The 24563-nt window shown below is 63.5% G+C and carries 25 protein-coding genes; 9 read left to right on the top strand and 16 right to left on the bottom strand.

What is annotated here, in order from left to right:
• Positions 1-3: 3 nt before the first annotated feature.
• On the bottom strand, positions 4-1071 hold the full coding sequence (locus tag K3136_RS14165) for a metal-dependent hydrolase (protein ID WP_221431033.1): 1068 nt from the start codon (positions 1069-1071) through the stop codon (positions 4-6).
• Positions 1072-1121: 50 nt separating this feature from the next.
• Between K3136_RS14165 and K3136_RS00755 the strand changes: the two genes are divergently transcribed.
• Entirely contained in the window at positions 1122-1874 is a 753-nt protein-coding gene (locus tag K3136_RS00755) for a phosphatase PAP2 family protein (protein ID WP_221431032.1), read from the top strand.
• On the opposite strand, the gene K3136_RS00750 is transcribed toward K3136_RS00755, so the two are convergent.
• Positions 1871-2905: a 2-oxoacid:ferredoxin oxidoreductase subunit beta gene (locus K3136_RS00750; RefSeq protein ID WP_221431031.1), complete on the bottom strand. Its 1035-nt coding sequence runs from the start codon at positions 2903-2905 to the stop codon at positions 1871-1873. The two genes, K3136_RS00755 and K3136_RS00750, sit on opposite strands and share 4 nt — an antisense overlap.
• On the bottom strand, positions 2902-4836 hold the full coding sequence (locus K3136_RS00745; protein WP_221431030.1) for a 2-oxoacid:acceptor oxidoreductase subunit alpha: 1935 nt from the start codon (positions 4834-4836) through the stop codon (positions 2902-2904). Before K3136_RS00745 ends, K3136_RS00750 begins: the two co-directional genes overlap by 4 nt.
• A 168-nt stretch (positions 4837-5004) precedes the next feature.
• On the opposite strand from K3136_RS00745, the gene K3136_RS00740 reads away from it, so the two are divergent.
• Positions 5005-5955: an alpha/beta hydrolase gene (locus K3136_RS00740; protein WP_221431029.1), complete on the top strand. Its 951-nt coding sequence runs from the start codon at positions 5005-5007 to the stop codon at positions 5953-5955.
• Positions 5952-6425, top strand: a complete 474-nt coding sequence (locus K3136_RS00735) for an RNA pyrophosphohydrolase (protein WP_221431028.1) — start codon at positions 5952-5954, stop codon at positions 6423-6425. The genes K3136_RS00740 and K3136_RS00735 overlap by 4 nt, the downstream gene beginning before the upstream one ends.
• Positions 6426-6431: 6 nt before the next feature.
• On the opposite strand, the gene K3136_RS00730 is transcribed toward K3136_RS00735, so the two are convergent.
• From K3136_RS00730 to K3136_RS00715, 4 genes are all read right to left on the bottom strand, one after another.
• On the bottom strand, positions 6432-6938 hold the full coding sequence (locus K3136_RS00730; protein WP_221431027.1) for a tetratricopeptide repeat protein: 507 nt from the start codon (positions 6936-6938) through the stop codon (positions 6432-6434).
• Positions 6939-6999: 61 nt separating this feature from the next.
• A complete protein-coding gene (locus K3136_RS00725) occupies positions 7000-8178 on the bottom strand; it encodes an RsmB/NOP family class I SAM-dependent RNA methyltransferase (protein ID WP_221431026.1) in 1179 nt (392 codons plus the stop codon).
• A gap of 15 nt (positions 8179-8193) precedes the next feature.
• Entirely contained in the window at positions 8194-9696 is a 1503-nt protein-coding gene (gene guaB / locus K3136_RS00720; RefSeq protein WP_221431025.1) for an IMP dehydrogenase, read from the bottom strand.
• 55 nt (positions 9697-9751) lie between these two features.
• Entirely contained in the window at positions 9752-10507 is a 756-nt protein-coding gene (locus K3136_RS00715; protein WP_221431024.1) for a 3-hydroxybutyrate dehydrogenase, read from the bottom strand.
• An 88-nt stretch (positions 10508-10595) separates the two neighbouring features.
• Between K3136_RS00715 and ypfJ the strand changes: the two genes are divergently transcribed.
• The gene (gene ypfJ / locus K3136_RS00710) at positions 10596-11456 is read left to right on the top strand and encodes a KPN_02809 family neutral zinc metallopeptidase (RefSeq protein ID WP_221431023.1); all 861 of its coding nucleotides are present in this window, start codon (positions 10596-10598) and stop codon (positions 11454-11456) included.
• Positions 11457-11525: 69 nt separating this feature from the next.
• On the opposite strand, the gene creD is transcribed toward ypfJ, so the two are convergent.
• The 3 genes from creD to K3136_RS00695 all read right to left on the bottom strand — a co-directional run bounded on the left by creD (position 11526) and on the right by K3136_RS00695 (position 15111).
• Entirely contained in the window at positions 11526-12914 is a 1389-nt protein-coding gene (gene creD / locus K3136_RS00705; RefSeq protein WP_221431022.1) for a cell envelope integrity protein CreD, read from the bottom strand.
• A 146-nt stretch (positions 12915-13060) separates the two neighbouring features.
• Positions 13061-14725, bottom strand: a complete 1665-nt coding sequence (locus K3136_RS00700) for a M56 family metallopeptidase (protein WP_221431021.1) — start codon at positions 14723-14725, stop codon at positions 13061-13063.
• Positions 14722-15111, bottom strand: a complete 390-nt coding sequence (locus K3136_RS00695) for a BlaI/MecI/CopY family transcriptional regulator (RefSeq protein ID WP_221431020.1) — start codon at positions 15109-15111, stop codon at positions 14722-14724. The genes K3136_RS00700 and K3136_RS00695 overlap by 4 nt, the downstream gene beginning before the upstream one ends.
• Positions 15112-15299: 188 nt before the next feature.
• On the opposite strand from K3136_RS00695, the gene K3136_RS00690 reads away from it, so the two are divergent.
• Complete coding sequence (locus tag K3136_RS00690) at positions 15300-15950, top strand: peptidylprolyl isomerase (protein WP_221431019.1); 651 nt, start codon at positions 15300-15302, stop codon at positions 15948-15950.
• On the opposite strand, the gene K3136_RS00685 is transcribed toward K3136_RS00690, so the two are convergent.
• The 5 genes from K3136_RS00685 to sdhC all read right to left on the bottom strand — a co-directional run bounded on the left by K3136_RS00685 (position 15947) and on the right by sdhC (position 20112).
• Positions 15947-16552 (bottom strand): hypothetical protein, encoded by a 606-nt coding sequence (locus tag K3136_RS00685; RefSeq protein WP_221431018.1) that lies wholly within the window; start codon positions 16550-16552, stop codon positions 15947-15949. The genes K3136_RS00690 and K3136_RS00685 overlap by 4 nt on opposite strands.
• Before the next feature lie 73 nt (positions 16553-16625).
• Positions 16626-17342 carry a glycoside hydrolase gene (locus K3136_RS00680; protein ID WP_247711387.1) on the bottom strand — a complete coding sequence of 239 codons (717 nt, stop codon included), beginning with the start codon at positions 17340-17342 and terminating at the stop codon, positions 16626-16628.
• A 149-nt stretch (positions 17343-17491) separates the two neighbouring features.
• Positions 17492-19333 carry a succinate dehydrogenase flavoprotein subunit gene (gene sdhA, locus K3136_RS00675; protein WP_221431016.1) on the bottom strand — a complete coding sequence of 614 codons (1842 nt, stop codon included), beginning with the start codon at positions 19331-19333 and terminating at the stop codon, positions 17492-17494.
• A complete protein-coding gene (sdhD, locus tag K3136_RS00670) occupies positions 19333-19719 on the bottom strand; it encodes a succinate dehydrogenase, hydrophobic membrane anchor protein (protein WP_221431015.1) in 387 nt (128 codons plus the stop codon). Before sdhD ends, sdhA begins: the two co-directional genes overlap by 1 nt.
• Before the next feature lie 12 nt (positions 19720-19731).
• A complete protein-coding gene (sdhC, locus tag K3136_RS00665) occupies positions 19732-20112 on the bottom strand; it encodes a succinate dehydrogenase, cytochrome b556 subunit (RefSeq protein ID WP_221431014.1) in 381 nt (126 codons plus the stop codon).
• Between the two features lie 109 nt (positions 20113-20221).
• Here sdhC and K3136_RS00660 point away from each other — a divergent pair, with 109 nt between their 5' ends.
• The 4 genes from K3136_RS00660 to K3136_RS00645 are packed head-to-tail and all read left to right on the top strand — an operon-like array spanning position 20222 to position 23451.
• A complete protein-coding gene (locus tag K3136_RS00660; RefSeq protein ID WP_221431013.1) occupies positions 20222-20932 on the top strand; it encodes an SDR family NAD(P)-dependent oxidoreductase in 711 nt (236 codons plus the stop codon).
• A complete protein-coding gene (bla, locus tag K3136_RS00655) occupies positions 20922-21857 on the top strand; it encodes a subclass B3 metallo-beta-lactamase (RefSeq protein ID WP_221431012.1) in 936 nt (311 codons plus the stop codon). Before K3136_RS00660 ends, bla begins: the two co-directional genes overlap by 11 nt.
• Positions 21854-22756 carry a 50S ribosomal protein L11 methyltransferase gene (locus tag K3136_RS00650; protein WP_247711386.1) on the top strand — a complete coding sequence of 301 codons (903 nt, stop codon included), beginning with the start codon at positions 21854-21856 and terminating at the stop codon, positions 22754-22756. The genes bla and K3136_RS00650 overlap by 4 nt, the downstream gene beginning before the upstream one ends.
• Positions 22757-22791: 35 nt before the next feature.
• On the top strand, positions 22792-23451 hold the full coding sequence (locus K3136_RS00645; RefSeq protein WP_247711385.1) for a DUF2459 domain-containing protein: 660 nt from the start codon (positions 22792-22794) through the stop codon (positions 23449-23451).
• Here K3136_RS00645 and K3136_RS00640 read toward each other — a convergent pair.
• Positions 23448-24554, bottom strand: a complete 1107-nt coding sequence (locus K3136_RS00640; RefSeq protein ID WP_221431010.1) for a serine hydrolase — start codon at positions 24552-24554, stop codon at positions 23448-23450. The two genes, K3136_RS00645 and K3136_RS00640, sit on opposite strands and share 4 nt — an antisense overlap.
• Positions 24555-24563 lie beyond the last annotated feature (9 nt).

Below are 24563 nucleotides of genomic sequence, written 5' to 3'. Positions count from 1 at the left end.
ATGTCACGGCCGGCTGGCTGGGCGGCGCAGGCTGGGCGTTTCTGGCGGCGGCGGTGCTGTATCGCCCGGCGAAGGCGGCGGCGGATAGTCCGGCGGCGAGGCGCCTCGATCCTGCCGCCAGTTGAAATACTCGGAACAGCTATCGCTCGGCAGGGGTACGGAGAACCGGTCGCCCACCATCGGGTCGGCAAAGCGCGCATCACGCAGCCATAGACTTCCATCCCCGCGTCGCTCGACCATCGGCACGCGCGACCAGAACAGAAAAGCATCGACCTGGCTGTTGGTGCGCCGCAGCTCGGCAAGATCGCACGAGGGGATAAAGCCATCGCCCAAACGGATGGACCGTGTGCCTGCGCGCGAGAAATCGCTGTAACCCGGCAGGACGAGATACCGTCCGTTGCGATCGGAAAAGATCAGGTCGCGCCGCCAGAAGGCTAGAGGCACAGGCGCAGGTATCGGCTTCTCGAAGGACACGTCGAGAGAGCCGAATTGCGCCATATCTCGCGAAAAGGCGTAATTGCCACCGATATAGGCAAGAACGAAAAGGATCGCGATCCGCGCAGGGCGCGTCCAGTTCCCGCCCCGCCTCTCGCGCCGGAGCGAGAACCATACGGCAAACCCCATCAGCGCCCACAGCCATATGTCGATGATGAACAGCGTGTCGCCGTAGAACCACTGGCTCGAGAAAGGCTCGAGCAGGCGGATGCCGTAGACGTTGAGCCAGTCTAGCGCCGGGTGGGTCAGGCAGCCGATGAAGCTCAGGAGGAACAGCCATTTGAAGCTGACCGGTAGCCGGCCTTCAGGCCTCTTGCCGCGCTTCGCCTGCCAGCGGTCGAAGCCGTAGAGCAGCCCCGCCAGTATCAGCGGCAGGATAACCAGCGCCGGCGGGCCATGCGTGATGCCGCGGCGGAAGCCAAGGTGCTCGACGCCCTCCAGCCAGAAGAAGCAGGCCGCATCCACATCGGGCAGGTTCGCCCCGATGATGAGCGCGGGCATCGCGAGGCCCGTTTTCCTCTTCAGCCCCGCCTGCCCCAGCAATGCGCCCACAAGGCTGTGCGTCAGATTGTCCAAGCATTTCCTCCTGCCGATGCCCGATTGCCCGCCTTGTGGGTTAGGCTGTCATGACCACTCCGCAATTGCTTCGCATCGCGCAAGGCCTTTGGCAGAAAATCCAGGACGAATACCGGCTCCTGCTGGGCTTCGTCGCCGCAATCGGCCTCGCCGTCACCTTCGGCGCGCTGGCGGGAGAAATGATGGAGGGCGACTTCGGCGCCTTCGACAAGAATTTCCTCCTGGCCCTGCGCCATTCCGATGATCTCGCCACCCCCATCGGGCCGCACTTCATCCAGACCGCCATGGTGGACATCACCGCCATGGGAAGCGAGACGATCCTTACGCTCGTCACCCTGGTTGCCTTGAGCTTCCTGCTTCTGCGCAAGCGCTATCGGCAGGCCTTGCTGGTAGCGGCGGCGGTCGGCGGCGGGGCGATCCTCAGCGGTATCCTGAAATCGCTCTTCTCCCGCGCGCGCCCGGATGTCGTGCCGCATCTTGCGGAGGTCAGTTCGGGCAGCTTTCCCAGCGGACACGCGATGAACAGTGCGATCATCTACCTCACGCTCGCCGTGCTGATTGCGCGCAGTTACGAAGACCCGCGCACGCGCAGTTTCATCGTCGGGCTCGCCGCGCTTGCGACCCTGACCATCGGGTTCTCGCGCCTGTATCTAGGCGTCCACTGGCCGACCGACGTCGCGGCAGGCTGGCTGGTCGGACTCGCCTGGGCGCTGCTGATGGGGATGATTGCCATCACCATGCAGAGGCGCCACCAGATCGAACAGCCCGCGGGTGACACGACCGAAAGCGAGGAAAGCCTTTAAATCGGGTCCTGCGCCGTGCCGCTGACAGTCCAGGTCTGCCCCTTGCCGAGCAGTTTCGCGAGATTGGCTTCCTTGCCCTCGCTCGCCTTCTTCCGTTCCTCGATGACCGCATCCTCGAAGGTCGGGCGCGGGTCGTCGTAGAGGACGCCGAGCGCCATCGGGAATTCGCCGAAGGGCATCTCGATCAGCATATGGGCGACCGAGCGGTTGGTGACATCGTGGACGATCACGCCAGCCGCTTCCCAATCGCCATCGCTCACGTCGACGACTTCAAGGCTGAGCGTTTCGCGGTTCAGCGCGATACCCTTGGTATCATTGGCGAACAGCATGGGTTTGCCTTCTTCCAGCCACAGCTGGCGATCCTCGGCACCCTTGGGCGCGGCGAAGTCGTTGAAGACGTCCTTGTTGTAGACGATGCAGTTCTGGAAGATCTCGATAAAGGCCGCGCCCTTGTGGGCGTGCGCAGCCTTGAGAACATCGGGCAGGTTCTTCGACACGTCGAACCCGCGCCCGATGAAGCGCGCACCGCTGCCCAGAGCGAATGCTGCCGGGCGGGCGGGATGGTCGTAGCTGCCGATCGGGGTCGAAGGCGACTTGGTCCCTTCGCGGCTGGTCGGGGACGCCTGCCCCTTGGTGAGGCCGTAAATCTCGTTGTTGAACAGCATGATCTGCATGTTCACGTTGCGGCGCAGCACATGCATCAGATGGTTGCCGCCGATGGAAAGCCCGTCGCCATCGCCCGTCACCAGCCACACGTCGAGGTCCGGATTGGCAAGCTTCGCGCCAGTCGCAAATGCCGGCGCGCGGCCGTGGATCGTGTGGAAGCCGTAGCTCTCGATGTAATAGGGGAAACGGCTCGAACAGCCGATACCGCTGATAAAGACCGTGTTCGCAGGGTCCGCGCCCAGCTGCGGCAGCGTGCGCTGCACGGCCTTGAGGATCGCATAGTCCCCGCAGCCCGGGCACCAGCGAACCTCCTGGTCGGTTTCCCAGTCCTTGAGGGTGGTTTCGATCTTGGCGGGAGCGTTCATTTCGCGCCTCCTTCCGTGCTGGGAAGCTGCTGGTCGTTAGCGGGCACCTGCCCGCCCTCGTTGCCGGGAATACCGTCGAAGAACTTGCCGATCTCCGCTTCGAGTTCGGCGATCTGGAACGGTTGGCCGCTGGTTTTCGTCAGCGGCTGCGCATCGACGAGGAACTGGTCGCGCAGCACGGTCTTGAACTGGCCAGTATTCATTTCGGGCACGAGCACGTGGTCGAAGCTCCTGAGCAGGTCGCCCATGTTGGCGGGCATCGGCCAGATGTGGCGCACGTGGATGTGGCTCACATCCATGCCCTTGGCGCGGCAGTTGTCGACCGCGCGGTGGATCGGCCCGAAGGTCGAGCCCCAGCCAACCACGGCCAGCTTGCCCGAAGTCTCGCCAAGGCAGACTTCCTGATCCGGCACTTCGATATTGTCGACCTTCGACTTGCGCAGGTCGGTCATGCGCTGATGGTTGTCGGGCGAATAGTCGATATTGCCCGTCAGCTCGTGCTTCTCGATGCCCCCGATGCGGTGCATCATGCCGGGCGTGCCGGGCTTGATCCACGGACGCGCGCCCTTCTCGTTGCGCTTGTACGGGAGAAGCTGTTCGCCGCGCGGTTCGGTGAGGAACTGCGCAGGGAAAGGCTCGAAATCGGCCGGGTTCGGCACCTTCCACGGCTCGGCAGCATTGGCGATATAGCCGTCGGTCAGCAGCATCACCGGGGTCATGTATTCGACCGCGATGCGGCAGGCCTCGATGGCCACCTCGAACGCATCCGAAGGGCTGCGCGCCGCGATCACCGGCATGGGCGCATCGCCATTGCGGCCGTAGACCGCCTGGTAAAGATCGCTCTGTTCGGTCTTGGTCGGAAGGCCGGTCGACGGGCCTCCGCGCTGCGAGTTCACGATTACCAGCGGAAGTTCCGTCATGATGCCAAGGCCGATCGCCTCGGTCTTGAGCGCGATACCGGGACCCGACGAGCTGGTGACACCCAGCTGCCCGGCATAGCTCGCACCGATAGCGGCGCAGATCGCGGCGATCTCGTCCTCCGCCTGGAAGGTGGTGACGCCGAATTCCTTCAGCCTCGCGAGGTGGTGAAGGATCGCCGAGGCAGGCGTAATCGGATAGCCGCCGAAGAACATCGGCAGTTCGGCAAGCTGCGAACCTGCCACAAGGCCGAGGCTGACTGCCTCTGCCCCGGTGACTGTGCGGTAGAGACCCGGCGCGCTGGGAACGGGGTCGACATGGACCTGCTTGAGTGGCCCCGCGAGTTCCGCCGTCTCGCCATAGGCATGGCCGGCATCGAGAGCCGCAATATTCGCGTCCGCGATCTCGGGCTTGGACTTGAACTTCTGCTTCAGCCAGTCGTGGATCGGTTCGCGAGGACGGTCGAACATCCATAGCGCGAGGCCCAGCGTCCACATGTTCTTCGAACGCAGCGCATCCTTGTTGCCGAGACCGAAGGGCTTCACCGCCTCGATGGTCTTCTCGCTGATGTCGAAGGCCAGCACATCGAACTTGGCGAGGCTGCCGTCTTCCAGCGGATTGGCTTCGTAATGCGCCTTGTCGAGGTTGCGCTTGGTGAAGGCGCCGGTGTCGGCAATGATGAGGCCGCCCGGCTTCAGGGCGGCGAGGTTCACCTTGAGCGCCGCCGGGTTCATCGCCACGAGTACGTCGGGCGCGTCGCCTGCGGTGTTGATCTCGCGGCTGCCGAAATTGATCTGGAACGCCGAGACACCGAACAGCGTGCCCTGCGGCGCGCGGATTTCGGCAGGGAAATCTGGGAATGTCGCAAGATCGTTGCCCGCCAAGGCGGTGGAGAGTGTGAATTGCCCCCCGGTTAGCTGCATGCCGTCACCCGAGTCGCCGGCAAATCGCACAACGATCGCTTCGGGGGATGCGGGGAGGCCGTCTTGCGGCAGGCTGGCGGCTGTTGCCATCCGGTCAATTCCTTGTCGCGCGCCAATGCGGCGCTGTCTCTCGGGGAGCGCCACCTAGGACCCGCCCCTCTCTCTCGCAATGAAGTTTCTCTGCTAGCGGTAAAAAGCGCAGTGGAAAAGCGCGAGCGAGAAGGTTAGTCCCTTTTTGCAACGAAAGGGAGAGAGACCATGGCCGATACCGAACACTTCGTGCGGGACGATGTACGCGCCTTCCTCGATATGCTGGAGGCCATGGGAGGCCAGGGCGTCGAGGAAGTCGGCGCCGAGGAAGGCCGCACCCAGATGAAGACGCTTGGTGCGCTTGCGGAAGCACCTGCCCGTGATCTTGCTGTGGTGAAGGACCTCACCTGCCCCGGCCCTGCAGGCGAGATCCCGCTGCGCTTCTACGATGCGAAGGAAACCCGCGAGGCGGGGCCCTGCGTGGTCTTCATCCACGGCGGCGGCTTCGTGATCGGCGATGTCGAGGTCTACAACTCGCTCTGCACCGAAATCGCCTACCGGCTCGACCTTCCGGTGGTGTCGGTCGAATACCGGCTCGCACCCGAGCACCCCTTCCCCGCCGCGCCCGACGATTGCGAGGCTGCGGCGCGCTGGATTGCCTCCTCGCCCGAAGCGCTGGGCCGCGAGATCAGCGGGCTGGTCATCACAGGCGACAGCGCGGGCGGCAATCTCACGATCGTTACCACGAACCAGCTGGTCAACGAGCCTGCCGATGTTCCCGTCATCGTGCAGGCACCGATCTATCCGGTCGCCAGCGATGTCAGCCAGCATTCCAGCCTCAAGCACTTTGCAGAGGGCTTCCTGCTAACCGCGGCCAGCATGGCGTGGTTCACCGACCAATATGGCGGCGATGCCAGCGATCCGCGCCATACACCGATGGTCGGCGACTGCTCGAACACACCGCCCACGGTCGTGTGTACGGCAGGGCTCGATCCGCTGCGCGATTCAGGCCGGGAATATGCAGCCCACCTCATCCAGCAGGGCACCGAGGTGGTTTATCTGGAATTTCCCGGTATCATTCATGGCTTTACGACGCTTAGGAAGGCAATGCCCAGCGGGCAGAAGGATCTCGACGCCTTCCTCGATGCAGTTGAATTGATGGTGGAGCGCTATAAGTGAATGATCTCGGATACCGGCCCTGTGTCGGCGTAATGCTGGTCAACAACGAGGGCCGCGTCTTCGTCGGTCGCAGGATCGACAATCGCGAAGGCGACTGGTGGCAGATGCCCCAGGGCGGAGTGGACGAGGGCGAAGACCTGAAGGAAGCCGCGCTACGCGAACTCGCGGAGGAAACCGGTGCAAAGGCCGAGCATGTCTCGCTGGTCGGCCAGACCCGCGAACCGATCCGTTACGACCTGCCCGAAGAACTCATGGGCAAGCTATGGGGCGGGAAATACCGGGGGCAGGAGCAGATCTGGTTCCTCGCGCGGTTTTCCGGCACGGATGCGGATATCGATCTCGAAGCGCACGATCCGCCCGAATTCTGCGACTGGAAATGGGTCGATGCCGAGCAGCTGCCCGAGCTGATCGTACCGTTCAAGAAGCGCGTCTACCGCGCGGTTCTGGAAGAGTTTCGGGAGCTGGTTTGAACGACCTTAGTTCGACTGCGGCGTCGCAGCGTCAGGTACATTCGCCTCGGCAGTGACGACCTGGGCGCGCGCACTTGTTGCAATCGCGTTGGCAAGACCGCGCGTTTCCGGGCAGCTGTCGCCACACAGCGACTGGACCTTGGCAAGGCTCAGGCGAGCCTTCTCCAAGGCGCCCTTTTCCGCCAGCGCTTCGCCCTCGCCCGCAATGGCGGCAAGGTTGTCGGGATCGCGTTCCAGCGCCTCGCGGTAAAAGCGGATCGCCTTGCCCTGAAGCTTCTCTTGGCGGGCAGCCTCGGCCAGGTTGAGGAAGATCGGGGTGTAGCCCGGATCGACCGTCAGCGCGGCTTCGAATGCGTCGATCGCGCCTTGCGTATCTCCGGAAGCAAGAGCCGTCTTGCCGTCGGCAATCAGCATCGCCGCGCGCGGTGCCGGATCGCGTTCCTGTCCGACACTCACGCTTGCGGTCATGGCAAGGGCCAGTGAAAGGGCAGCGGCGGCAGGTGCAAAACGCATTATCGTCTCCGGTAGCGATCTCTTCGCGGAAGGCTGATCTTTAGCCATAAGCAAAAAGCTATCACGATCTACCTGCACGGGCGATGAAAAATCCGTCCGTGCCGTCATGGTACGGTGTCAGCCGGATCCCGTTCCCGCGCGGTGAACCGACCGGAAGATCGAATTGCTGCGCGGTAAAATCCTGATGACGCTGGAGAAATGCGTCGAACTGGCCCGCGCCTTCTTCGTCCAGGAGCGAGCATGTGACGTAGATCAGGCGACCGCCGGGTTTCACCAGACGCGCCGCGAGATCGAAGATTTCGGCCTGGAGCGCGGTTAATCTTGAAAGTTCACCCTCATCCAGACGCCAGCGGGCCTCCGGATTGCGGCGCCACGTACCGGTGCCCGAACAGGGCGCGTCGACCATGACCGCATCGGCCTGCCCCTCGAGATCGGAAAGCGCCTCGAACTCGCGCTTCGGATTAAGCAGGCGCGTTTCGATATTCGTGGCTCCCGCACGCTCTGCACGCGGAGAAAGACGCGAGAGGCGGTTGCGGTCGGTATCGGAGGCGACGAGCTTGCCGAGATTGTCCATCGCAGCTGCCAGCGCGAGCGTCTTGCCCCCTCCCCCTGCGCACAGGTCGATCACGGTCTCGCCCGGCTGTGCATCGACGGCGAGGCAAGCGAGCTGTGAGCCGGTGTCCTGCACCTCGAACTTGCCTTCGCGCCACTCGGGCCATTGCTCGACCTGCGTTCCGGGTTCGAGACGAAGACCATTGGGGGCATCGGTGTTGGCGGTTTCAGCAGGCAGCGTCAGCGTTGCACGGTCGGCCTTGAGGGTGTTGACCCGCAGATCGAGCGGAGCGCGGCCCAGCAGGGCTTCCGCCTCCTGACCCTCGACAGCGGATTTCGCCAAGCGGGCACTCAGCCATTGGGGCGCAACGCCGCCGTTTGCCACAGCCTCGGTCTCGCCGACTTGGGCCGGACCATAGTTCGATCCGTCGAACAGCGGGGCAATGGCATCGTCCGTCTCGGCAAGGCGCAGCATGGCGGCCCGACCGCTCTCAGGAATGGGCCCGCAGGCACGAATTGCCGAGAACACCAGTTCGCGGATCGCTCGGCGATCCTTGGAGCCAGCGAAGCGGTTGTTGCGGAACCAGTCGGCCAGGATCCGGTCGGCAGGCGCGCCTTTCGACTTTGCTGCCTCGATGATCGCATCGAGCAGCTCGATCGAGGTCTGGACGCGTGCAGCGGGTGTCATCGGCCCCGGCTCCGATCAACGCGTCGGATAGTTCGGTGCCTCGCGGGTGATCGACACATCGTGGACGTGGCTCTCAGTGAGGCCCGCGTTGGTGATGCGAACGAACTGGGCGCGCTTGCGCAGGTCTTCGATCGTGGCGCTGCCGGTGTAGCCCATGGCCGCCTTGATGCCGCCGACGAGCTGGTGGACCACAGCTGCTGCCGGGCCCTTGTAGGGCACTTGGCCTTCGATGCCTTCGGGCACGAGCTTCTGCTGCGACACGTCGGCCTGGAAGTAGCGATCGGCACTGCCGCGCGCCATTGCGCCCACGCTGCCCATGCCGCGATAGCTCTTGTAGCTGCGGCCCTGGTAGATGAAGGTTTCGCCCGGAGCTTCCTCGGTACCTGCAAGCATCGAGCCGACCATGATCGAGGAGGCACCCGCAGCCAGCGCCTTGGCCGCATCGCCGCTGGTGCGAAGGCCGCCATCGCCGATGACCGGCACGCCCTGCTTTTCGGCTGCTTCGACGCTGTCCATGATCGCGGTGAGCTGCGGCACGCCGACACCGGCAACGACGCGCGTGGTGCAGATCGAGCCCGGGCCGATGCCGACCTTCACTGCGTCCGCACCTGCTCCGCACAGCGCCCTGGTGGCTTCGCCGGTCGCGACATTACCCGCAATGACCTGCACCGAGTTGGAGAGCTTCTTGACCCGCTCGACAGCCTTGGAGACTTCCTTGTTGTGGCCATGAGCCGTGTCGATCACGACCACGTCCACGCCCGCATCGATCAGCGCCTCGGTGCGCTCGAAGCCCTTGTCACCGACGGTGCTGGCGGCGGCAACGCGCAGGCGGCCCTGCTCGTCCTTGGTGGCATGCGGATAGGCGACGGCCTTCTCGATATCCTTGACGGTGATGAGGCCGACACAGCGGCCGCCATCGTCCACGACCAGCAGCTTCTCGATCCGGCGCTGGTGCAGCAGGCGGCGCGCCTCTTCCTGGCCGGTACCGAGCGGCACGGTGGCGAGGTTTTCGGTCGTCATCAGTTCGCTGACGGGCTGGTTCGGGTTTTCGGCAAAGCGCACGTCGCGATTGGTCAGGATGCCGACCAGCTTGCCGCTGCGATCGGTCACCGGAATGCCGCTGATACGGTTGGCGGTCATGATCTGCTGCGCATCGCCCAGCGTGGCAGTGGGCAGGATGGTGATGGGATTGACCACCATGCCGCTCTCGTAGCGCTTCACCGCACGCACCGCGGCGGCCTGCTCATCGACCTCGAAATTGCGGTGGAGCACGCCAATGCCGCCCAGCTGCGCCATGGCGATGGCCATATCGGCCTCGGTCACCGTGTCCATGGCAGACGAGATGACGGGAATGTTGAGCTCGATCTCGCGCGTCAGCCGCGTGGCGGTATTCGCCATCGAGGGAAGGATATCGCTCTCGGCCGGACGCAGGAGAACGTCGTCGAATGTAAGACCGAGGGGAATGTCGAGATGTGCCACGTGAAGAATCGCCTGCCGGGGGTCAATGTGGCGGCCCATGTAACGACGGTTTGTGAAACTAGCTAGTGCCTCTCGGAATTCCGCCGAAAGCTGTTTACTCCGCCGTCCAACCGCCATCGACGCTCCAGTTGGCGCCGTTCACATTCTGGGCCTCGTCGCGGCAGAGGAAGACCGCCAGCGCGCCGATTTCCTCGGGCTGGACGAACTTCTTGGTAGCCTGCTTCACCAGCAGCACGTCGTTGATGACCTGCTCGCGGGTGAGACCACGAGCCTTCATCGTGTCGGGGATCTGGTTTTCGACCAGCGGGGTCCAGACATAGCCGGGGCTGATGCAATTAGCGGTCACGCCATGTTCGGCCAGTTCCAGCGCGATGGTCTTGGTGAAACCGTCGAGGCCGTGCTTGGCGGAGTTGTAAGCGCTCTTGAAGGGCGAGGCGACCTTCGAGTGTGCGCTGGCAGTGTTGATGATGCGGCCCCAGCCCTTCTCTTTCATCCCCGGCACCGCAAGCCGTGTGGTGTGGAAGGCGGCGGTGAGGTTGAGCGCAATGATGGTGTCCCACTTGGCGACCGGAAAATCCTCAACCGGCGAGACGTGCTGCATGCCTGCATTGTTGACGAGGATGTCGATGGAGCCTGCCTCGGACATCATCTGCTCGATCTGGGCCACATCCGTAAGGTCTGCGCCGCTATGGGTTGCCCCAAGTTCCTCGCAAAGCTGAGCGATCTCCGCCTCGTCGCCAAAGCCGTTGAGCACGACCTTCGCCCCCTCGCCTGCAAGCGACCTTGCGATGGCCAGGCCGATGCCGCTGGTCGATCCGGTGACAAGTGCGCGCTTTCCTTCGAGAAACATTTGGCTCTCCGAGCGTTAGGGATACAATCGACAACGGCCATCGCGCACATGCGCGGCTCTGTAAAGCGGCCAATGATGGGGGATTACGATGCGTCTCAATCCGTTCAATAGCGATAACATCAAGGTCCGTTCGAGCGGCGGCGGAGGCGGCGTCGGCAAGGCCGGCGGGATCGGCTGCGGCACGATCGTCCTTGCTGCCATCGGATATTTCGCCTTCGGCCTCGACCCGATGCAGACGATCTCGACCGTCGAAAGCGTACAACAGACCGGCCAGCAATCCGGCCCGGCAAGTACCAACGAGCAGGAAATCTGCAATTCGAGCGAATATGCGCTCGAGGCCTGCAACGGCCTGCAGTCGCTCAACCAGACATGGGCGCGCGTTTTCCAGGAACAGGGCCTTGGCGACCGCTTCCAGCAACCCACGCTCGACCTTTTCCGCAATGGCCGCGTCACCACCGACGGCTGCGGCAGCGCGACCTCCGCCTCGGGTCCGTTCTACTGCCCTGCCGACCAGACGATCTACATAGACACCAGCTTCTATGACCAGCTGGCTCGCATGGCGGGCAATCGCGGTGACTTCGCGCGCTATTACGTCCTCGCGCATGAATACGGTCATCACATCCAGACGATCACCGGAATTTCCGGCCAGATCCGCAGCGCCCAGCAGCGCGCCAGCAGGGCCCAGGCCAACCAGCTCCAGGTCCGCATGGAATTGCAGGCCGATTGCTATGCCGGTGTCTGGGCGGGCCGGAATCGCAACCTGATCGAACCAGGCGATATCGAGGAAGGCATGCAGGCAGCCGCCGCCATCGGCGATGACCGGCTGACCGGCGGGCGCGTCTCGTCCGAGAACTTTACACACGGCACGAGTGCCCAGCGCAGCCAGGCCTTGCGCCTCGGACTTCAGGGCAATGACGCGGCCTGCGACGAGATTACCGTGGTCCGCTAGACCCACTACACAAACAAAAAAGGGGCGCGACCAGCGATGGCCGCGCCCCTTCTTTTTGCGCCCGAAAGATCAGGCTTCCGGCGCTTCCTCGTTCTGGCCGACCCGCGACCATTCGACGTTGCGCGTCGCGTACATGACGCCTGCGAGGGCGAAGAACATCGTCACCGATCCGACGATCAGCGATGCCGCCTCGAGGCTGAGCAGCACGTAGAGCCCTGCGTAAAGGATCGAGAGCAACACGCCGATAAAGCCAGCGCGCTTCCACCCGCCCAACACCGCCGCGCTGTAAGCCGTCAGCAATCCGATGATCGCAGCACTCGCGACGACATAGGCCAGAGCGAAGCCGACCACCTCCGCAAAGGCGAGCAGCAGCACGAAGAAAAGCACCAGCCCTGCGCCGGTCAGCAGATACTCTGCCGCCGCGACCCTCGCACCGCCGACCACATCGAACAGCAGGAAGGCAAGGAAGGTGAAGCCGATGAACAGGAAGCCGTACTTCACGCTGCGATCCACCTGCGAGTAAATGTCGGCAGGTTCGACCATGCTGATCGTGGCGGACTTGCTGGTGCCTACCTGCCGGTCCTCCATGCGGTCATAGGCCGGATCACCGCCTGTACCGAGGTCGCGCACCGGAGGCAGGTCTTCCTGCGTGACCATGGACTGGCCAAGTGCGAGATTGCCGATCGACCAGCTTGCGGCAAAACCTTCCGAAGAGATGTCGCTGCTATCGGGCAGGAAGCTCCCGCCAAATCCGGGATGCTGCCAGGTCGACGATACGTTCCAGTCGGTCTGCCCGCCGCGCGGTACGAGAGTAAGCGAGCGGCTGCCACGGATCGTATAGGCATATTCGACCGGGAGCGGCCCGCCGTCCGACCAGTCGATCGTACCGCTGAAACCGGCACCGCCGCTGGAGCGTACGCCTTCACCCGGCTCGAGCTCGATGCGCTTTCCGCCGACCCGCACATCCGCCACGGCGCGCAGCCCCCGCGGGTCGGAGGTGCCGAAGCGGATCTGCGTCTCGTCCAGCAGCAGCTGCTCGCGCGTCACGCCGAAGCGCGAGAGATCGGAAGGCAGCACGAAGCGTGCCTCACCGTCCATCTTCGCGAGGTAAATGACCGTCTCGTAGAGCGCCTTCTTCTTGCGCTCTGGCTGTAGCTCTGTCTCGATCGAGTGCCTGTCCGGCGACAGGAAAAGCTGCTTGCGGATCGTCTGCGTGCGGGTGGCAGCAATGCCGTTGACCGTCTCATTGGTCACGCGCTGCTCTTCATAGGGAATGACGAGAACCGGCCCGGAAACGACCTGCGCCCCGCCCGACCCTGCGGTGATTGCATCCTGCGCCACTCGGGCCTGGTGCTGCCTGTCGGACACCAGGCCGTAAACCATCAGCAGGGGTATCATCAGGACGAACCCGACCAGTCCGGTCAGGAGAAGTTTGAAACCGGGGGATCTTTCTTGCATCGCTCACCTCCATCGTTAGTGCGATGAAACGTGCTTTGTGAGCGATGAACTGAATGCGCATTGAATTGCGCGCATATGAACAGAAACGGCCGGCGCATCGCTGCACCGGCCGTCGGGGTACGCAGGACCCGCAGTCCCTGCGCCAGTTATTTCTTCTTGTTGAGCTCGGCGATTTCCGCATCGAGCGAGCGCAGGGCCTCTGCACGCTCTTCGGCGCTCAGGGACTTTTCAGCCGCAATCGCAGCACGGGCCGATTTCATTGCGCTCAGTGCGAGCTTGTCGGCAGCCGTTTCGCACACGAACAGCGTCGTCTTGCCGTTGGCGTCGGTTTCCGACGTGACCGGCGAGTTCTCTTCCTTGCAGCTCACAACGACTTCCGGAGCCATCTTGCCGGCTTCCTGGGTCTCGGCAACAGCGAGGCGGATTTCGCGGCGCAGCTCGCCCTTCTCGCCAAACTGTTCGCGGACCTTGTCCATCTCGACGCGGAATTCGCCGCCTTCGGCAAACTGCTCGCGCAGCTTGGCCATCTCTGCGCGGAGCTCTGCCTTGTCGGCATCGCTCAACTCGTTCCATTCCTTGCCGTTGACGACGATGCGGCGCTTCTCGATGCGGCGTTCCTTGCCGTCTTCCTCCATCTCGCGCTCGATCTCGATGATTTCCTGCCGAGCTTCTTCCATCTCGACTTCGGCTTCGGCGAGTTCGCGCTCGGCCTCATCGAGTTCGCGCTCGATCTCCACCATTTCCTCGGTGGTTTCCTCGCGGTCCTGCCACTCCTCGGCGACTTCGGCAGCGGACACGGAAGCGATCAGCGAAGGTGCGACGCTGTCGGCGTAGCAAACAGATGCGGTGAGCGGCACGGCCAGGAAAGCCCCCGCGATTGCGGCGCGCCCGGTAAGGCGACGACGCGGTGAAATATCGGACATTGATAAGCTCCTCAAACGATGGATTATCGACTTGTCCCCCAGAACCGGACAGGCCATCGGCGCGGCCAGCGCAGGGCGCGGCGCGATCGCCGGAAGGCGCGCGAAATCGGCGATGACACTTGCGTAGGTGGCACGTTCCTCGTGGGAACGGGCGGCGACGACGCGCGTGTCGCAGAAAGCTTCCTGGTCGCGACGCAGCGCGTTCCAGCCAAGATAGCCAAGCGGATTGAACCAGTGGATCGCGAACAGCGGCTGCACCGCCATGTTGACGATCAGATCGCCTCCGCGATGGTGTGCAAGCTCGTGCGCGATGGCAAGATCGCGGGCCTGGCGGGCGCGGCTCGTCATGAAACCTTCGGGCAGAGCGATGACCCGGTCGAGCACACCGAAGGCCATAGGGCCGGAAATGGCCGGGGTCTCGATGAGGCGGATCGAACCGACCTCTCCCACTGCACGCGCTTCGGCGAGCAATTCGCGGCGCAGCGCGAAATACAGCCAGAAGCGGCGGACCAGCATCACGAGGGCGCCACCCAGCCACAGCAGGAGCAGCGGGGTGAGGAAGTCGACCGGTTCGGCCGCGGCGGCAACGACCGCAGGAGCGCCAGCACCCGGCTCTGCAATCGGCATGACGATCGTTTCGGCGGTCATCGCGAAGCTCGCCTCGCCCTCGCTTGCGGTCTCGGCCAGCGGGCGAATCCACGCCGGTAGCGTAAATGGCGGCACAAACAGGCGGGCCAGCGGCAGGAACCACAGGGCATAGGCAGCGCCTGCACCGAAATGGCGCGCGACGGGGCGGCGCAGCAACATGACGAGTGCGATCAGCGCACCGGTCCACAGCAGCGTGTCGAACAGGAACCAGTCCCAGTATTCCCTCAGGAGGTCGGTCATTTCCGCATCTCCTTCAGCAGGGCCTCGATCTCTTCGAGATCGGCGTCCGTCAGCGCTTCGTTCTCTGCCAGATGGGCAAAGAGCGGTGCTGCGCGTCCGCCGAACAGGCGGTCGACCAGGCGGCGGCTTTCACCACCAACATAGTCGGAGCGTTCCACGAGCGGATGATAGAGGAACTTGCGGCCCTGCGGCTCGGTGCCAACGGCGTTCTTCGCGACGAGCCGGCTGAGGAGGGTCTTCACCGTGGGGATGGACCAGTCGTTGGCGGTGCACACGCGCTCGCACACTTCGGCAGCAGAAAGCGGGCTCGTGTCCCACAGCGCTTCCATGACCGCGTGCTCGGCTTCGCTGATGCGGTCTCCCGCTCCCTGCTTGCGCTTCGCCATCTCGAATCACTCCCCACCTGAAACACGTTCGACTACGTCTGTAGCCGTCACGATTACGAATGTAAACATGAAGCGTGGATGAACGCCTGTTCAGGAAGCGTGAGGGGCAGCGATCGTGCAAGCTGCGATCTGTGCGCAAGCGCCAGAATTCGATGGACGACAGGTAGCAGGCCGTTATCCTCGGCCTCATGTTTGCACGCCTCCTCGCTCCCCTCGCCCTGCTTGCGACCCCGTTATCGGCGCAGGAGGAGGCACCGCCACCGCCCGAAACAGCAGAAGAATTCCAAACGGTGCTCGTCGTGCTCGAGACAACGATGGGCGAAATTACCGTGGCGTTGGAGACCGAGCGCGCGCCGATTACGGCGGGCAATTTCCTGCGCTATGCCGAAGAAGACCGTTTCGACGGGACGGTCTTCTACCGCGCGATGCACCTCGACTGGGGTGAGCCGCCGAACGGGTTGCTGCAGGGCGGCACCCAGAACAACCCCGACCGAATTCTCGACGGCATTGCTCATGAACCCACTAACGAGACGGGTCTGAGCCACACAGACGGCGCGCTCTCCATGGCGCGGCTCGATCCTGGTACCGCGACAGGCGATTTCTCGATCATGATCAAGGACCAGAAGGGTCTCGACGCCCAGCCCGAAAGCGACGATCCCAATCTCAAGGCCGGTTACGCAGTGTTCGGCTACGTGGTCGACGGCATGGACGTGGTCCTCGCAATCCACGACAGCCCGCGCGATCCCGAAGCAGGCGAAGGCTGGATGAAGGGCCAGATGCTGGCCGAGCCGGTAACGATCGTCGACGTCAGGCGTGTGGAGCCGGCTGCGGAGGATTAACGCCCGGCTGCCGCCATCCGCTCATTGAGCAGGTCGAGGAACTCCTCGAATTCGCCAATCGCATTGAAGTTCTGCGATGGCGCGACGATCTTTTCCCCTCCGCGACCGACGATCTTGAGGCTGAACTTGCCCTCATACTCGTCCATGCTGATGTCCTTGATGAGGCCATACTGGATACGCACCGGGGTGCGCGACCAGACACCCGTGGTTCCCTCGATCGCATTCGCGTCGAGCGTCAGATAGCTTTTCCCGCTCAGGCTGGTGATGAAGCCAGCACCGCCGATGAATGCGCCCGCTGCTGCCGATAGCGCCAGGACGCCAAAGAAAATGTCGGCACCGAGCGGACCGAATTCGATCAAGCCGTTGAGTATCAATCCGCGTGGATCGGCCATTTCATATGCCATGAAGGCGGCGACTGCTCCGAAGAACAGCAGGCAGGCGAGCATGACGAGCGGATTGGGCGTTACGTCAAACCGTCGCACGTCGGCTCCCGATGGCGCGGAGGCGAGGCTTTGCACAGGCGATTGCCCGAAACCCTGCCGCATGCCCGCAGCGCCCATCGCTTCCTCACCCGATGTGATACCCTTGCGCCCGAAACTCATTTTGACCCCGTCTTTCAAACACTTGAACGCACAGGGTAGGCTGCGGACGTAAAGATACCGTTGCCGCGGTTCTTCAGCAGACCTCCGCGGTATTCTCGGGGATCGGTCCGGGCGGCACCCGTGCGGGGCTCATCCAGAACGGATCGGATTTGAGCCGGTGGCTCGAACCATAGGCCTTGGCGAGGGCCGCGAAGAGTTGAGGGTCGTAGGCTTCGAGATCGGTATGGTTGAGGATGCGCCGACCGTCGAAAGACTGGATCCGGTTAGAATTGAACCAGAATTGCGTGCCTTCCGCCCAGTATTCCTGGATCGTCGTGGTGTTGTATTCCTCGAACCACAGTCCGGTGGCCAGCGCATTGGCGTAGGCAGCCTCGACTTCGGAATAAAGCTCCGGATCGGTCGCCTGGATCGCATCGAGCACGAGATGCGCCAGCTCATGCACATAGATGGTTCCACCGTAATAGCGGCTCGACGGCAGCCCCAGCACATCTTCCGCCCCGTCGGCCATGCGCTTGCCGCCGATGGCGCGCGCACGCTCGTCCCAATACTGGCGGTCGGTCTTGGCCCCGATGCGCACGTCATAGTGCTTGATCTCGCACCGCGTCAGCCGCGGATCGTCGCGCGCAGGCTTGGTCCAATGCGCCTTGTCGGGGAGGTCGAGCAACGCCTCGTCCTCGGCGATGATGGCGATGCGGTAGTCATTGGCAGCAAGCCATTCGGCCAGCTCGGGACGGTAAGCGAACATGCCGCGTGTCATGTCGCGGGCGGCGAGAAGTGCTTCGTCGGGCACTTGCCGGGACGACAGAATAGGAATGCCGCTGGCGTCTATGTGCTTTGCATAGAACGCTTCGGCGCCCAGGCCTGTGGGAGGCGCGCCGGGAAGTGTCGTACAGGCCGAAAGCGAAATGGCGGCGAGAACGAGGCCTCGCCGCCATCGCATCAGTAAACGCGCTTCTTCGGCTCGATGTACTTCACATCGTCCGTCAGCGTGTATTCGTGAACCGGGCGATAGTCGATCTTCACGCCGCCGCCATTTCCGCCCCAGCCATCGAACCAGGCGATGGTGTGCTTCATCCAGTTCTTGTCGTCGCGATCGGGGAAGTCCTCGTGCGCGTGGGCGCCGCGGCTTTCCTTGCGGTTTTCGGCCGATGCCATGGTGACATTGGCCTGCGCCATGAGGTTGTCGAGCTCGAGGGTTTCGATGAGGTCGCTGTTCCAGATCAGCGAGCGGTCATGGACCTTCACGTCGGCCATACGCTTGTTGACGTCCTTGAGGACCTCGACACCTTCGGCCAGCAGCTTGCTGTCGCGGAACACGGCAGCGTGCTTCTGCATGCCCTTCTGCATGTCGGCACGCAGCGCCGCAGTCGGGGTGGAGCCGTCGGCGTAGCGGAAGTGGTCGAGACGCGTGAGCGCGAGGTCTGCGCTGTCCTTGGGCAGTTCGTCCTGGCTGATGCCGGGTTTCACGATTTCCTTGAGGCGATGACCGGTCGCACGGCCAAAGACCACGAGGTCGATCAGCGAGTTCGAGCCGAGCCGGTTTGCGCCGTGGACCGAAACGCAGGCCGCTTCGCCGACTGCGAACAGGCCGGGGACGATCTTTTCCGGATCCTTCGGATCGCCCGCCATCACTTCGCCGTGATAGTTACAGGGGATGCCGCCCATATTGTAATGCACTGTCGGAGTGACCGGCAGCGGCTGCTTGGTCAGGTCGACGCCTGCGAAGATCTTGCCGCTTTCGGTGATGCCCGGAAGGCGCTCGCCCAGCACCTTGGGATCGATATGATCGAGGTGCAGGTAGATGTGGTCGCCATCCGGGCCCACGCCGCGGCCTTCGCGCATTTCCAGCGCCATCGAACGGCTTACGACGTCGCGCGAGGCGAGGTCCTTGGCGCTAGGGGCATAGCGTTCCATGAAACGCTCGCCTTCGGAGTTGGTGAGGTATCCGCCCTCGCCGCGCGCGCCTTCGGTAATGAGCACGCCCGCGCCGTAGATGCCGGTCGGGTGGAACTGGACGAATTCCATGTCCTGCAGCGGCAGGCCAGCGCGCAGCACCATGCCGCCACCGTCACCCGTGCAGGTGTGGGCGCTGGTCGCGGTGAAGTAGCAGCGGCCATAACCGCCGGTCGCAAGGACGACTGCCTGGCTGCGGAAGCGGTGGATGGTGCCGTCGTCGAGGCACATGGCGATGACGCCGCGGCAGACCTTGCCGTCGGGACCGTCTTCCATGATCAGGTCGAGCGCGAAATATTCGATGAAGAAGTCCGCATCGTACTTCAGGCTCTGCTGGTACAGCGCGTGGAGCATGGCGTGACCGGTACGGTCGGCCGCGGCGCAGGTGCGCTGCACCGGCGGGCCTTCGCCCATGTTCTGCATGTGACCGCCGAAGGGCCGCTGGTAGATCGTGCCGTCATCATTGCGGCTGAAAGGCACGCCCGCATGCTCCAGCTCGTAAACCGCCTGCGGGGCTTCACGGACCATATATTCGATCGCGTCCTGGTCGCCGAGCCAGTCGGAGCCTTTCACCGTATCGTACATGTGCCACGACCAATGGTCGGGCGTGTTGTTGCCGAGCGAAGCGGCGATGCCGCCCTGCGCCGCAACGGTGTGCGAACGGGTCGGGAAGACCTTGGTGATGCAGGCCGTGCGCAGGCCGCCCTCGGCGCTGCCCATGGTGGCGCGCAGGCCGGAGCCACCGGCCCCGACGACGACGGTGTCATAGGTGTGGTCGACGATGGGATAGCTGCGACCGTTGATTTCGAAAGTGTCGTTGCGGGCCATCAGGCGGCTCCTCCAAGAGCGATACGGGCGATCGAAACAAGGCCGAAGGCGCCGCCGCCGATGGTTGCAAGGTTGAGAAGGGCAAGCGTGGCAAACTTGGTGCCGGCGTCATGGACATAGTCCTCCACCAGCACCTGCAGGCCAAGGCGTGCGTGCCAGAAAACGCTGACGATCAGCAGTGCCAGCGCAGTAGCGGGCAGCGTCTGCGAGGCCCAGCCGGACATCGTCGCATAGTCGTAGGCCGGCAGCAGGGCGAGGCTGGTCACGAGGAACAGCATCAGCACAAGATTGCCGATGGCAGTGAAGCGCTGGACCAGCCAGTGGTGTGCACCTTCATGCGCCGAGCCCAGCCCGCGCACGCGTTTGATGGGGGTGTCGTGTGCCATGATTGCGGCCCCTTAGCGAAGCAGGACGACGGCCCAGAAGCCCGCCGTCAGAAGGATTGCGATGATGGGCGACAGGATCGACCAGGTCTTGTTGAGATCGAGCTCGTAGCCCGCGCCGATATCCAGCACGAAGTGCCGCAGGCCGCTCATCATGTGGGTAAAGAACGCCCAGCTGAGACCGACCAGCACGATCATCCCGATGGGCGAGCCCATGAATTCGGCAAAGGTCGCATAAGAGCCGGCACCGCCAGCCATCGCACCCAGCCACCAGAGCAGGACGCCGAGGCCAACGATGGCCATTCCGTCCCCGGTTACGCGGTGGAGGATCGAGACCAGCATGTGCGGGCCCCATTTCCAGATTTGCAGATGCGGTGAAAGCGGGCGGTTTGCCATGCGTTTACGTCCGTTGCCGTGAATTTCTGGCGCCTACTTAGCGAAGCTGGCGTCCCACGCAAGGCGCGCGGCCTCGACATTTGTCGCAAAGTTTCGAATAGCGTCATGCATGACACGCATTCTACTCACCGGCTCGTCGCGCGGGATCGGCGCAGCGGCGAAGACTTCGCTCGAAGCCCGCGGCGCCACCGTGATCGGCCAGGCGACCTCCAGCGACACCACCGACACGGTTCCCGCCAACTTCTGCGAGCCTTTTGCACCGCAGGAATTGTGGCAGGCTGCCCTCGCCCGCGCCGGCGGCAAGATCGACGTTCTCGTCAACAATGCGGGCCTGTTCGACCCCAACCCGATCGATCGTTCGGACATCGAGTGGCTCGATGCGTGGGAAGACACCATGCGCATCAACCTGACCGCTTCGGCCCAATTGAGCCGCTTCGCGATCAAGCACTGGCGTGCGCGCGGTTGTGAAGGCCGGATCGTCCATGTCGCCAGCCGCGCCGGGCATCGCGGCGATTCGCCCGCACACTGGCACTATGCCGCCAGCAAGGGCGGGATGCTGGCGATGCACAAGAGCATTGCGCGAGCATACGCTCACGAAGGCATCTACAGCTTCGCAATCACGCCGGGTTTCACCGACACTGCGATGGCAGGCGACTATCTGGAAAGCCGCGGCGGGGACGGCTTACTTGCCGACATCCCGCTGGGCCGCGTTGCCGAGCCGGAAGAAATCGCGAAGATCATCGAATTCTGTGCATTGGACGCCCCGCCGAGCATGACGGGCGCGACGCTGGATGCGAACGGGGCGAGCTATGTACGCTAGATACCTGCTCCCCCTCGCCTTTACGCTGACCGCTTGCGCCGGTGCGCAGGTCGACGCGCCTGTTCTGGACAAGCTTGCTGGCGCGACAGCCCCGCTTCCGGAGGTCCCGTCGGAACGTTTTGTAGATGCCTGCGAGAAATGGGACGAATGGGCCAAGCCGGCGCAGCCGTTCCGGCTCATGGGCAATAGCTGGTATGTCGGCACCTGCGGGATTTCCGCCATTCTGGTGACCGGCGAAAAAGGGCACATCCTCATCGACAGCGGCGTGGACGCGGCTGCTCCGCATGTGCTTGCCAGCATCCGATCGCTCGGTTTCGATCCGGCCGACATCCGCTACATCCTGATGAGCCACGAACATTTCGATCACGTGGGCGGTCATGCCGAATTGCTGAAGGCAACCGGCGCACAGATCGTGGCATCCGAGCGAGCCGCACCGGTGCTGGAAAGCGGCAAGGTCGCAGCCGACGATCCGCAGGCAGCTTCGGGGCATCCGGACATGGTGCCGGTCGAGGTCGGCAAGATCGTATCCGATGGCGAGACTGTCGAGCTGGGGAACCTCACCATTACCGCACACGAGACTCCGGGTCACACGCCGGGTGCGCTAAGCTGGAGTTGGTGGTCCTGCACCCCGCCAGACCAACCGCCGGTCTGTAGCCGGATCGTCTATGCCGACAGTCTTTCCGCTGTTTCCGCGGACGAGTACCGCTTTACCGATCACCCCGAGATGGTGCGTGCCTTCCGCACGAGCATCGACAAGGTACGGTTCCTGCAGTGCGACATCCTGACCACCCCGCACCCATCATCGAGCAACATGATCGAGCGTTGGCGCGAAGGCACCTATGGCAAGCCGGGAGAATGCCAGCGCTACGCCGACGCCCTGACCAAGCGTCTCGACGAACGCCTTGCGAAGGAAGCGGCACAGTGAGCGCGTGGAAGCTTTCCGGCGAGGCGGACAAGAAGACCGTCCAGGCAGCGCTGCTGGCGCATGAAGACGCGTGGGACTTCCCCGATGAACTCGTCGTCTCCGGTCGCGAGATAGCGGAGGACAAGCCCGACGACTGGATCCTAGAGGTATGGCTGGACCACAAGCCGACCGCCGCGGACAAGCGTGCCGTATCGTCGCTCTTCGCCGGGAAAGCACCGGCCTTCTCAACCGAGAAGCTTCCCGAAGAAGACTGGGTGACGCTGAGCCAGCTGGGCGTCGATCCGATCCGCGCAGGCCGATTCCACGTGCGCACACCCGAACATCCGGCCGATGACACCCGCGTCGATTTCGTCATTCCCGCCAGCCAGGCCTTCGGCACCGGCCAGCACGAAACGACTGCGGCCTGCCTCTCCATGCTCGACCTGATGAAGCGCGAAGGGCTGGTGGTTCGCAATCATGCCGATATCGGGACAGGGACCGGCCTGCTGGCCTTTGCGGCCATGCATCTCTGGCCGGACGCGAAGGCTACAGCTTCGGACATCGACCATGTCTGCGCAGGCGTGGTCGAGGACAATTGCAAACTCAACGGCATTGCCATGGGGGCTGGCTCGGGTGAACTCACCATGGTCATCGCTCCGGGGACCGACGACGCGCTGATACAGGCGCGCGCTCCCTATGACCTGCTGATCGCCAATATCCTTGCCGGACCGCTGGTCGAACTCGCGCCCGATTTCGCCGACGTAACTTCGCCAGGCGGCAGCCTGCTGCTGGCGGGGCTTCTGCAGACGCAAGAGGCAGAGGTAAGGACCGCTTACCGCAAGCAGGGTTTCCGGCTTGCACGCCGCGTCACCAACGGTGACTGGTCGATCCTCTGGATGCGCAAGAGCCGTATCCGGTGACCCGAAGCCGGGCTATCAAATGGGCGGGCGGTATCTTGGCCGTTCCTGCCCTGATCGTCGCCCTGTTCTTCCTTGCGGCGTGGGTCGGCAGCTCGATACCGCGCAATTCGGACTGGACCGAACCGGATGACGGCATTCGCATCATGGTCGAAAGCAATGGCGTGCACACCGGTATCGTCATGCCCATCGTCAGCTCGGAAAAGGACTGGCGCGAAACCTTCCCGTCGGCGGGAATGCCGCGCGAACAGGATGGCTGGCTGCCGACGCATGTCGCTATCGGCTGGGGGGAGAAAGAGGTCTTCCTCAACACGCCGACATGGGGTGATCTGGAAGCCGCGACCGCGCTAAGGATAGTATTTTCCGGTGGCGACGGGCTGATGCGGGTGGCGCATTACGTCAATCCGCAGCCGTCGGAATATTATCGCGAGCTCAGGCTACGCCCGGAGGAATACCGCCAACTGGTGCAACAGATCGAGGCTTCTCTGCCGCCTGCGCCCGAACATGGCGAGCGGCAAATCTACCGCAGCTACGAGATCGGCGCGGTCCATTACGACGCGCGCGGCCGCTACACGCTTGGCAACACCTGCAACCAGTGGGTCGGCGATGTGCTCGCGCGGTCCGGTGTCCGCATGGGATACTGGACGCCCCTGGCAGGCGGCGTGATGAAGTGGGTGGACGATCCCGGCGCGGACTAGGCGACGGCCGCGTCCAGGCCCTCGTGATAGCCAACCACCGCACGGGTAACCGACTGCATCATCTCGAACCGCGCTGCATAGGATGTGGTTGTTCGTCCGATGAGGACGGCGATCGTGTAAACAGTGCCATCGGGCGCGGTCAGAATGCCTACGTCATTATATCCCGATTGCACGCCGTCGAAGTACTGGCCGGTCCCGGTCTTGTGACCAAAGCTCCAGCCATCGGGAACGCCACCCTTGAGGCGTTTCGGCCCGCTCCTGGTTTCTTCGAGAGTTGCCAGCAGGAGTTCAGTCGATGCGGGTGACAAAAGGTCACCACGCGCAAGCCTCGCCAGCGCCACGGCGATACCCTCTGCGGTCGCGCCGTCGATCGGGTCGGAGAGGTAGGAATTGAAGGCCTGCCTGCGCTCGTCCTCCGGCACCCGGTCGCGCGCCTCGTAGAATGCGTTACCGGTCGAATAGGCCTGCCGCCACTCGAGCCCCGCGATGGCGCTTTGCTTGTTGCGTTCGTCGGTGCCGAATTGCACCCCTTCGATGCGATTGCGCCTGAGGAACCCCTCGACCGCCTGCGGACCGCCAATACGGCGCAACAGCCGGTCGTTGGCGGTATTATCGCTCTGTGTGATGGCGCGATCGAGCAGGTCGCGATAGTCGCTGGTGAAGGCCCCGCGTCGCTTAACGATATCGCGGATCGGCTGGTAGAATACGGTCAGGTCCTGCTCGCGGATGGTGACCATCTCATCGAGCGAAAGAGCGTCTTCGTCGGCAAGGTCCAGCGCGGTCATCGCAACCCACAGCTTGCTCACGCTTTGCTGCGGAAATGGCGTCTCGCCCTGATAGGACATGGTGACGAGATCGCCTGCCTTGGTCACGGCGATACCGGCAGCGCCTTCGAACCCTTCGCCTATGGCCCTCAGATCATCCTGCAATGCGAGCTGGGCATCGGTCAGCTGCGGCGGTTCGGGCGCGTCTTCAACCACTTGCGGCATCACCCGCTTTTCGAAATCCTCCGGCGTTTCGGCAGGCGTACTGACGGCAGTTGCGAGAACGAGGAAAGCGCCGACAATCAGCACGGTCAGGATCAGGATCGGGGAACGGTTCACATCACCCTA

It is taken from the genome of Qipengyuania gelatinilytica (assembly GCF_019711315.1).
Classification (GTDB): Bacteria; Pseudomonadota; Alphaproteobacteria; order Sphingomonadales; family Sphingomonadaceae; genus Qipengyuania; species Qipengyuania gelatinilytica.
The sequence above is the reverse complement of the archived record's forward strand: the minus strand, read 5'-3'. Positions and strand labels throughout refer to the sequence as shown.

What these genes read in the sequence shown, in the direction of transcription:
- guaB (WP_221431025.1), bottom strand. Translation starts at nt 9,696, where the DNA reads ATGGGCCGCCACATTGACCCCCGGCAGGCGATTCTTCACGTGGCACAT.
- K3136_RS00750 (WP_221431031.1), bottom strand. Translation starts at nt 2,905, where the DNA reads ATGAACGCTCCCGCCAAGATCGAAACCACCCTCAAGGACTGGGAAACC.
- K3136_RS00660 (WP_221431013.1), top strand. Translation starts at nt 20,222, where the DNA reads ATGACACGCATTCTACTCACCGGCTCGTCGCGCGGGATCGGCGCAGCG.
- K3136_RS00700 (WP_221431021.1), bottom strand. Translation starts at nt 14,725, where the DNA reads ATGACCGACCTCCTGAGGGAATACTGGGACTGGTTCCTGTTCGACACG.
- K3136_RS00755 (WP_221431032.1), top strand. Translation starts at nt 1,122, where the DNA reads ATGACCACTCCGCAATTGCTTCGCATCGCGCAAGGCCTTTGGCAGAAA.
- ypfJ (WP_221431023.1), top strand. Translation starts at nt 10,596, where the DNA reads ATGCGTCTCAATCCGTTCAATAGCGATAACATCAAGGTCCGTTCGAGC.
- sdhC (WP_221431014.1), bottom strand. Translation starts at nt 20,112, where the DNA reads ATGGCAAACCGCCCGCTTTCACCGCATCTGCAAATCTGGAAATGGGGC.
- K3136_RS00715 (WP_221431024.1), bottom strand. Translation starts at nt 10,507, where the DNA reads ATGTTTCTCGAAGGAAAGCGCGCACTTGTCACCGGATCGACCAGCGGC.
- K3136_RS00745 (WP_221431030.1), bottom strand. Translation starts at nt 4,836, where the DNA reads ATGGCAACAGCCGCCAGCCTGCCGCAAGACGGCCTCCCCGCATCCCCC.
- bla (WP_221431012.1), top strand. Translation starts at nt 20,922, where the DNA reads ATGTACGCTAGATACCTGCTCCCCCTCGCCTTTACGCTGACCGCTTGC.
- K3136_RS00725 (WP_221431026.1), bottom strand. Translation starts at nt 8,178, where the DNA reads ATGACACCCGCTGCACGCGTCCAGACCTCGATCGAGCTGCTCGATGCG.
- K3136_RS00740 (WP_221431029.1), top strand. Translation starts at nt 5,005, where the DNA reads ATGGCCGATACCGAACACTTCGTGCGGGACGATGTACGCGCCTTCCTC.
- K3136_RS00690 (WP_221431019.1), top strand. Translation starts at nt 15,300, where the DNA reads ATGTTTGCACGCCTCCTCGCTCCCCTCGCCCTGCTTGCGACCCCGTTA.
- sdhA (WP_221431016.1), bottom strand. Translation starts at nt 19,333, where the DNA reads ATGGCCCGCAACGACACTTTCGAAATCAACGGTCGCAGCTATCCCATC.
- K3136_RS00695 (WP_221431020.1), bottom strand. Translation starts at nt 15,111, where the DNA reads ATGGCGAAGCGCAAGCAGGGAGCGGGAGACCGCATCAGCGAAGCCGAG.
- K3136_RS00730 (WP_221431027.1), bottom strand. Translation starts at nt 6,938, where the DNA reads ATGCGTTTTGCACCTGCCGCCGCTGCCCTTTCACTGGCCCTTGCCATG.
- K3136_RS00685 (WP_221431018.1), bottom strand. Translation starts at nt 16,552, where the DNA reads ATGAGTTTCGGGCGCAAGGGTATCACATCGGGTGAGGAAGCGATGGGC.
- sdhD (WP_221431015.1), bottom strand. Translation starts at nt 19,719, where the DNA reads ATGGCACACGACACCCCCATCAAACGCGTGCGCGGGCTGGGCTCGGCG.
- creD (WP_221431022.1), bottom strand. Translation starts at nt 12,914, where the DNA reads ATGCAAGAAAGATCCCCCGGTTTCAAACTTCTCCTGACCGGACTGGTC.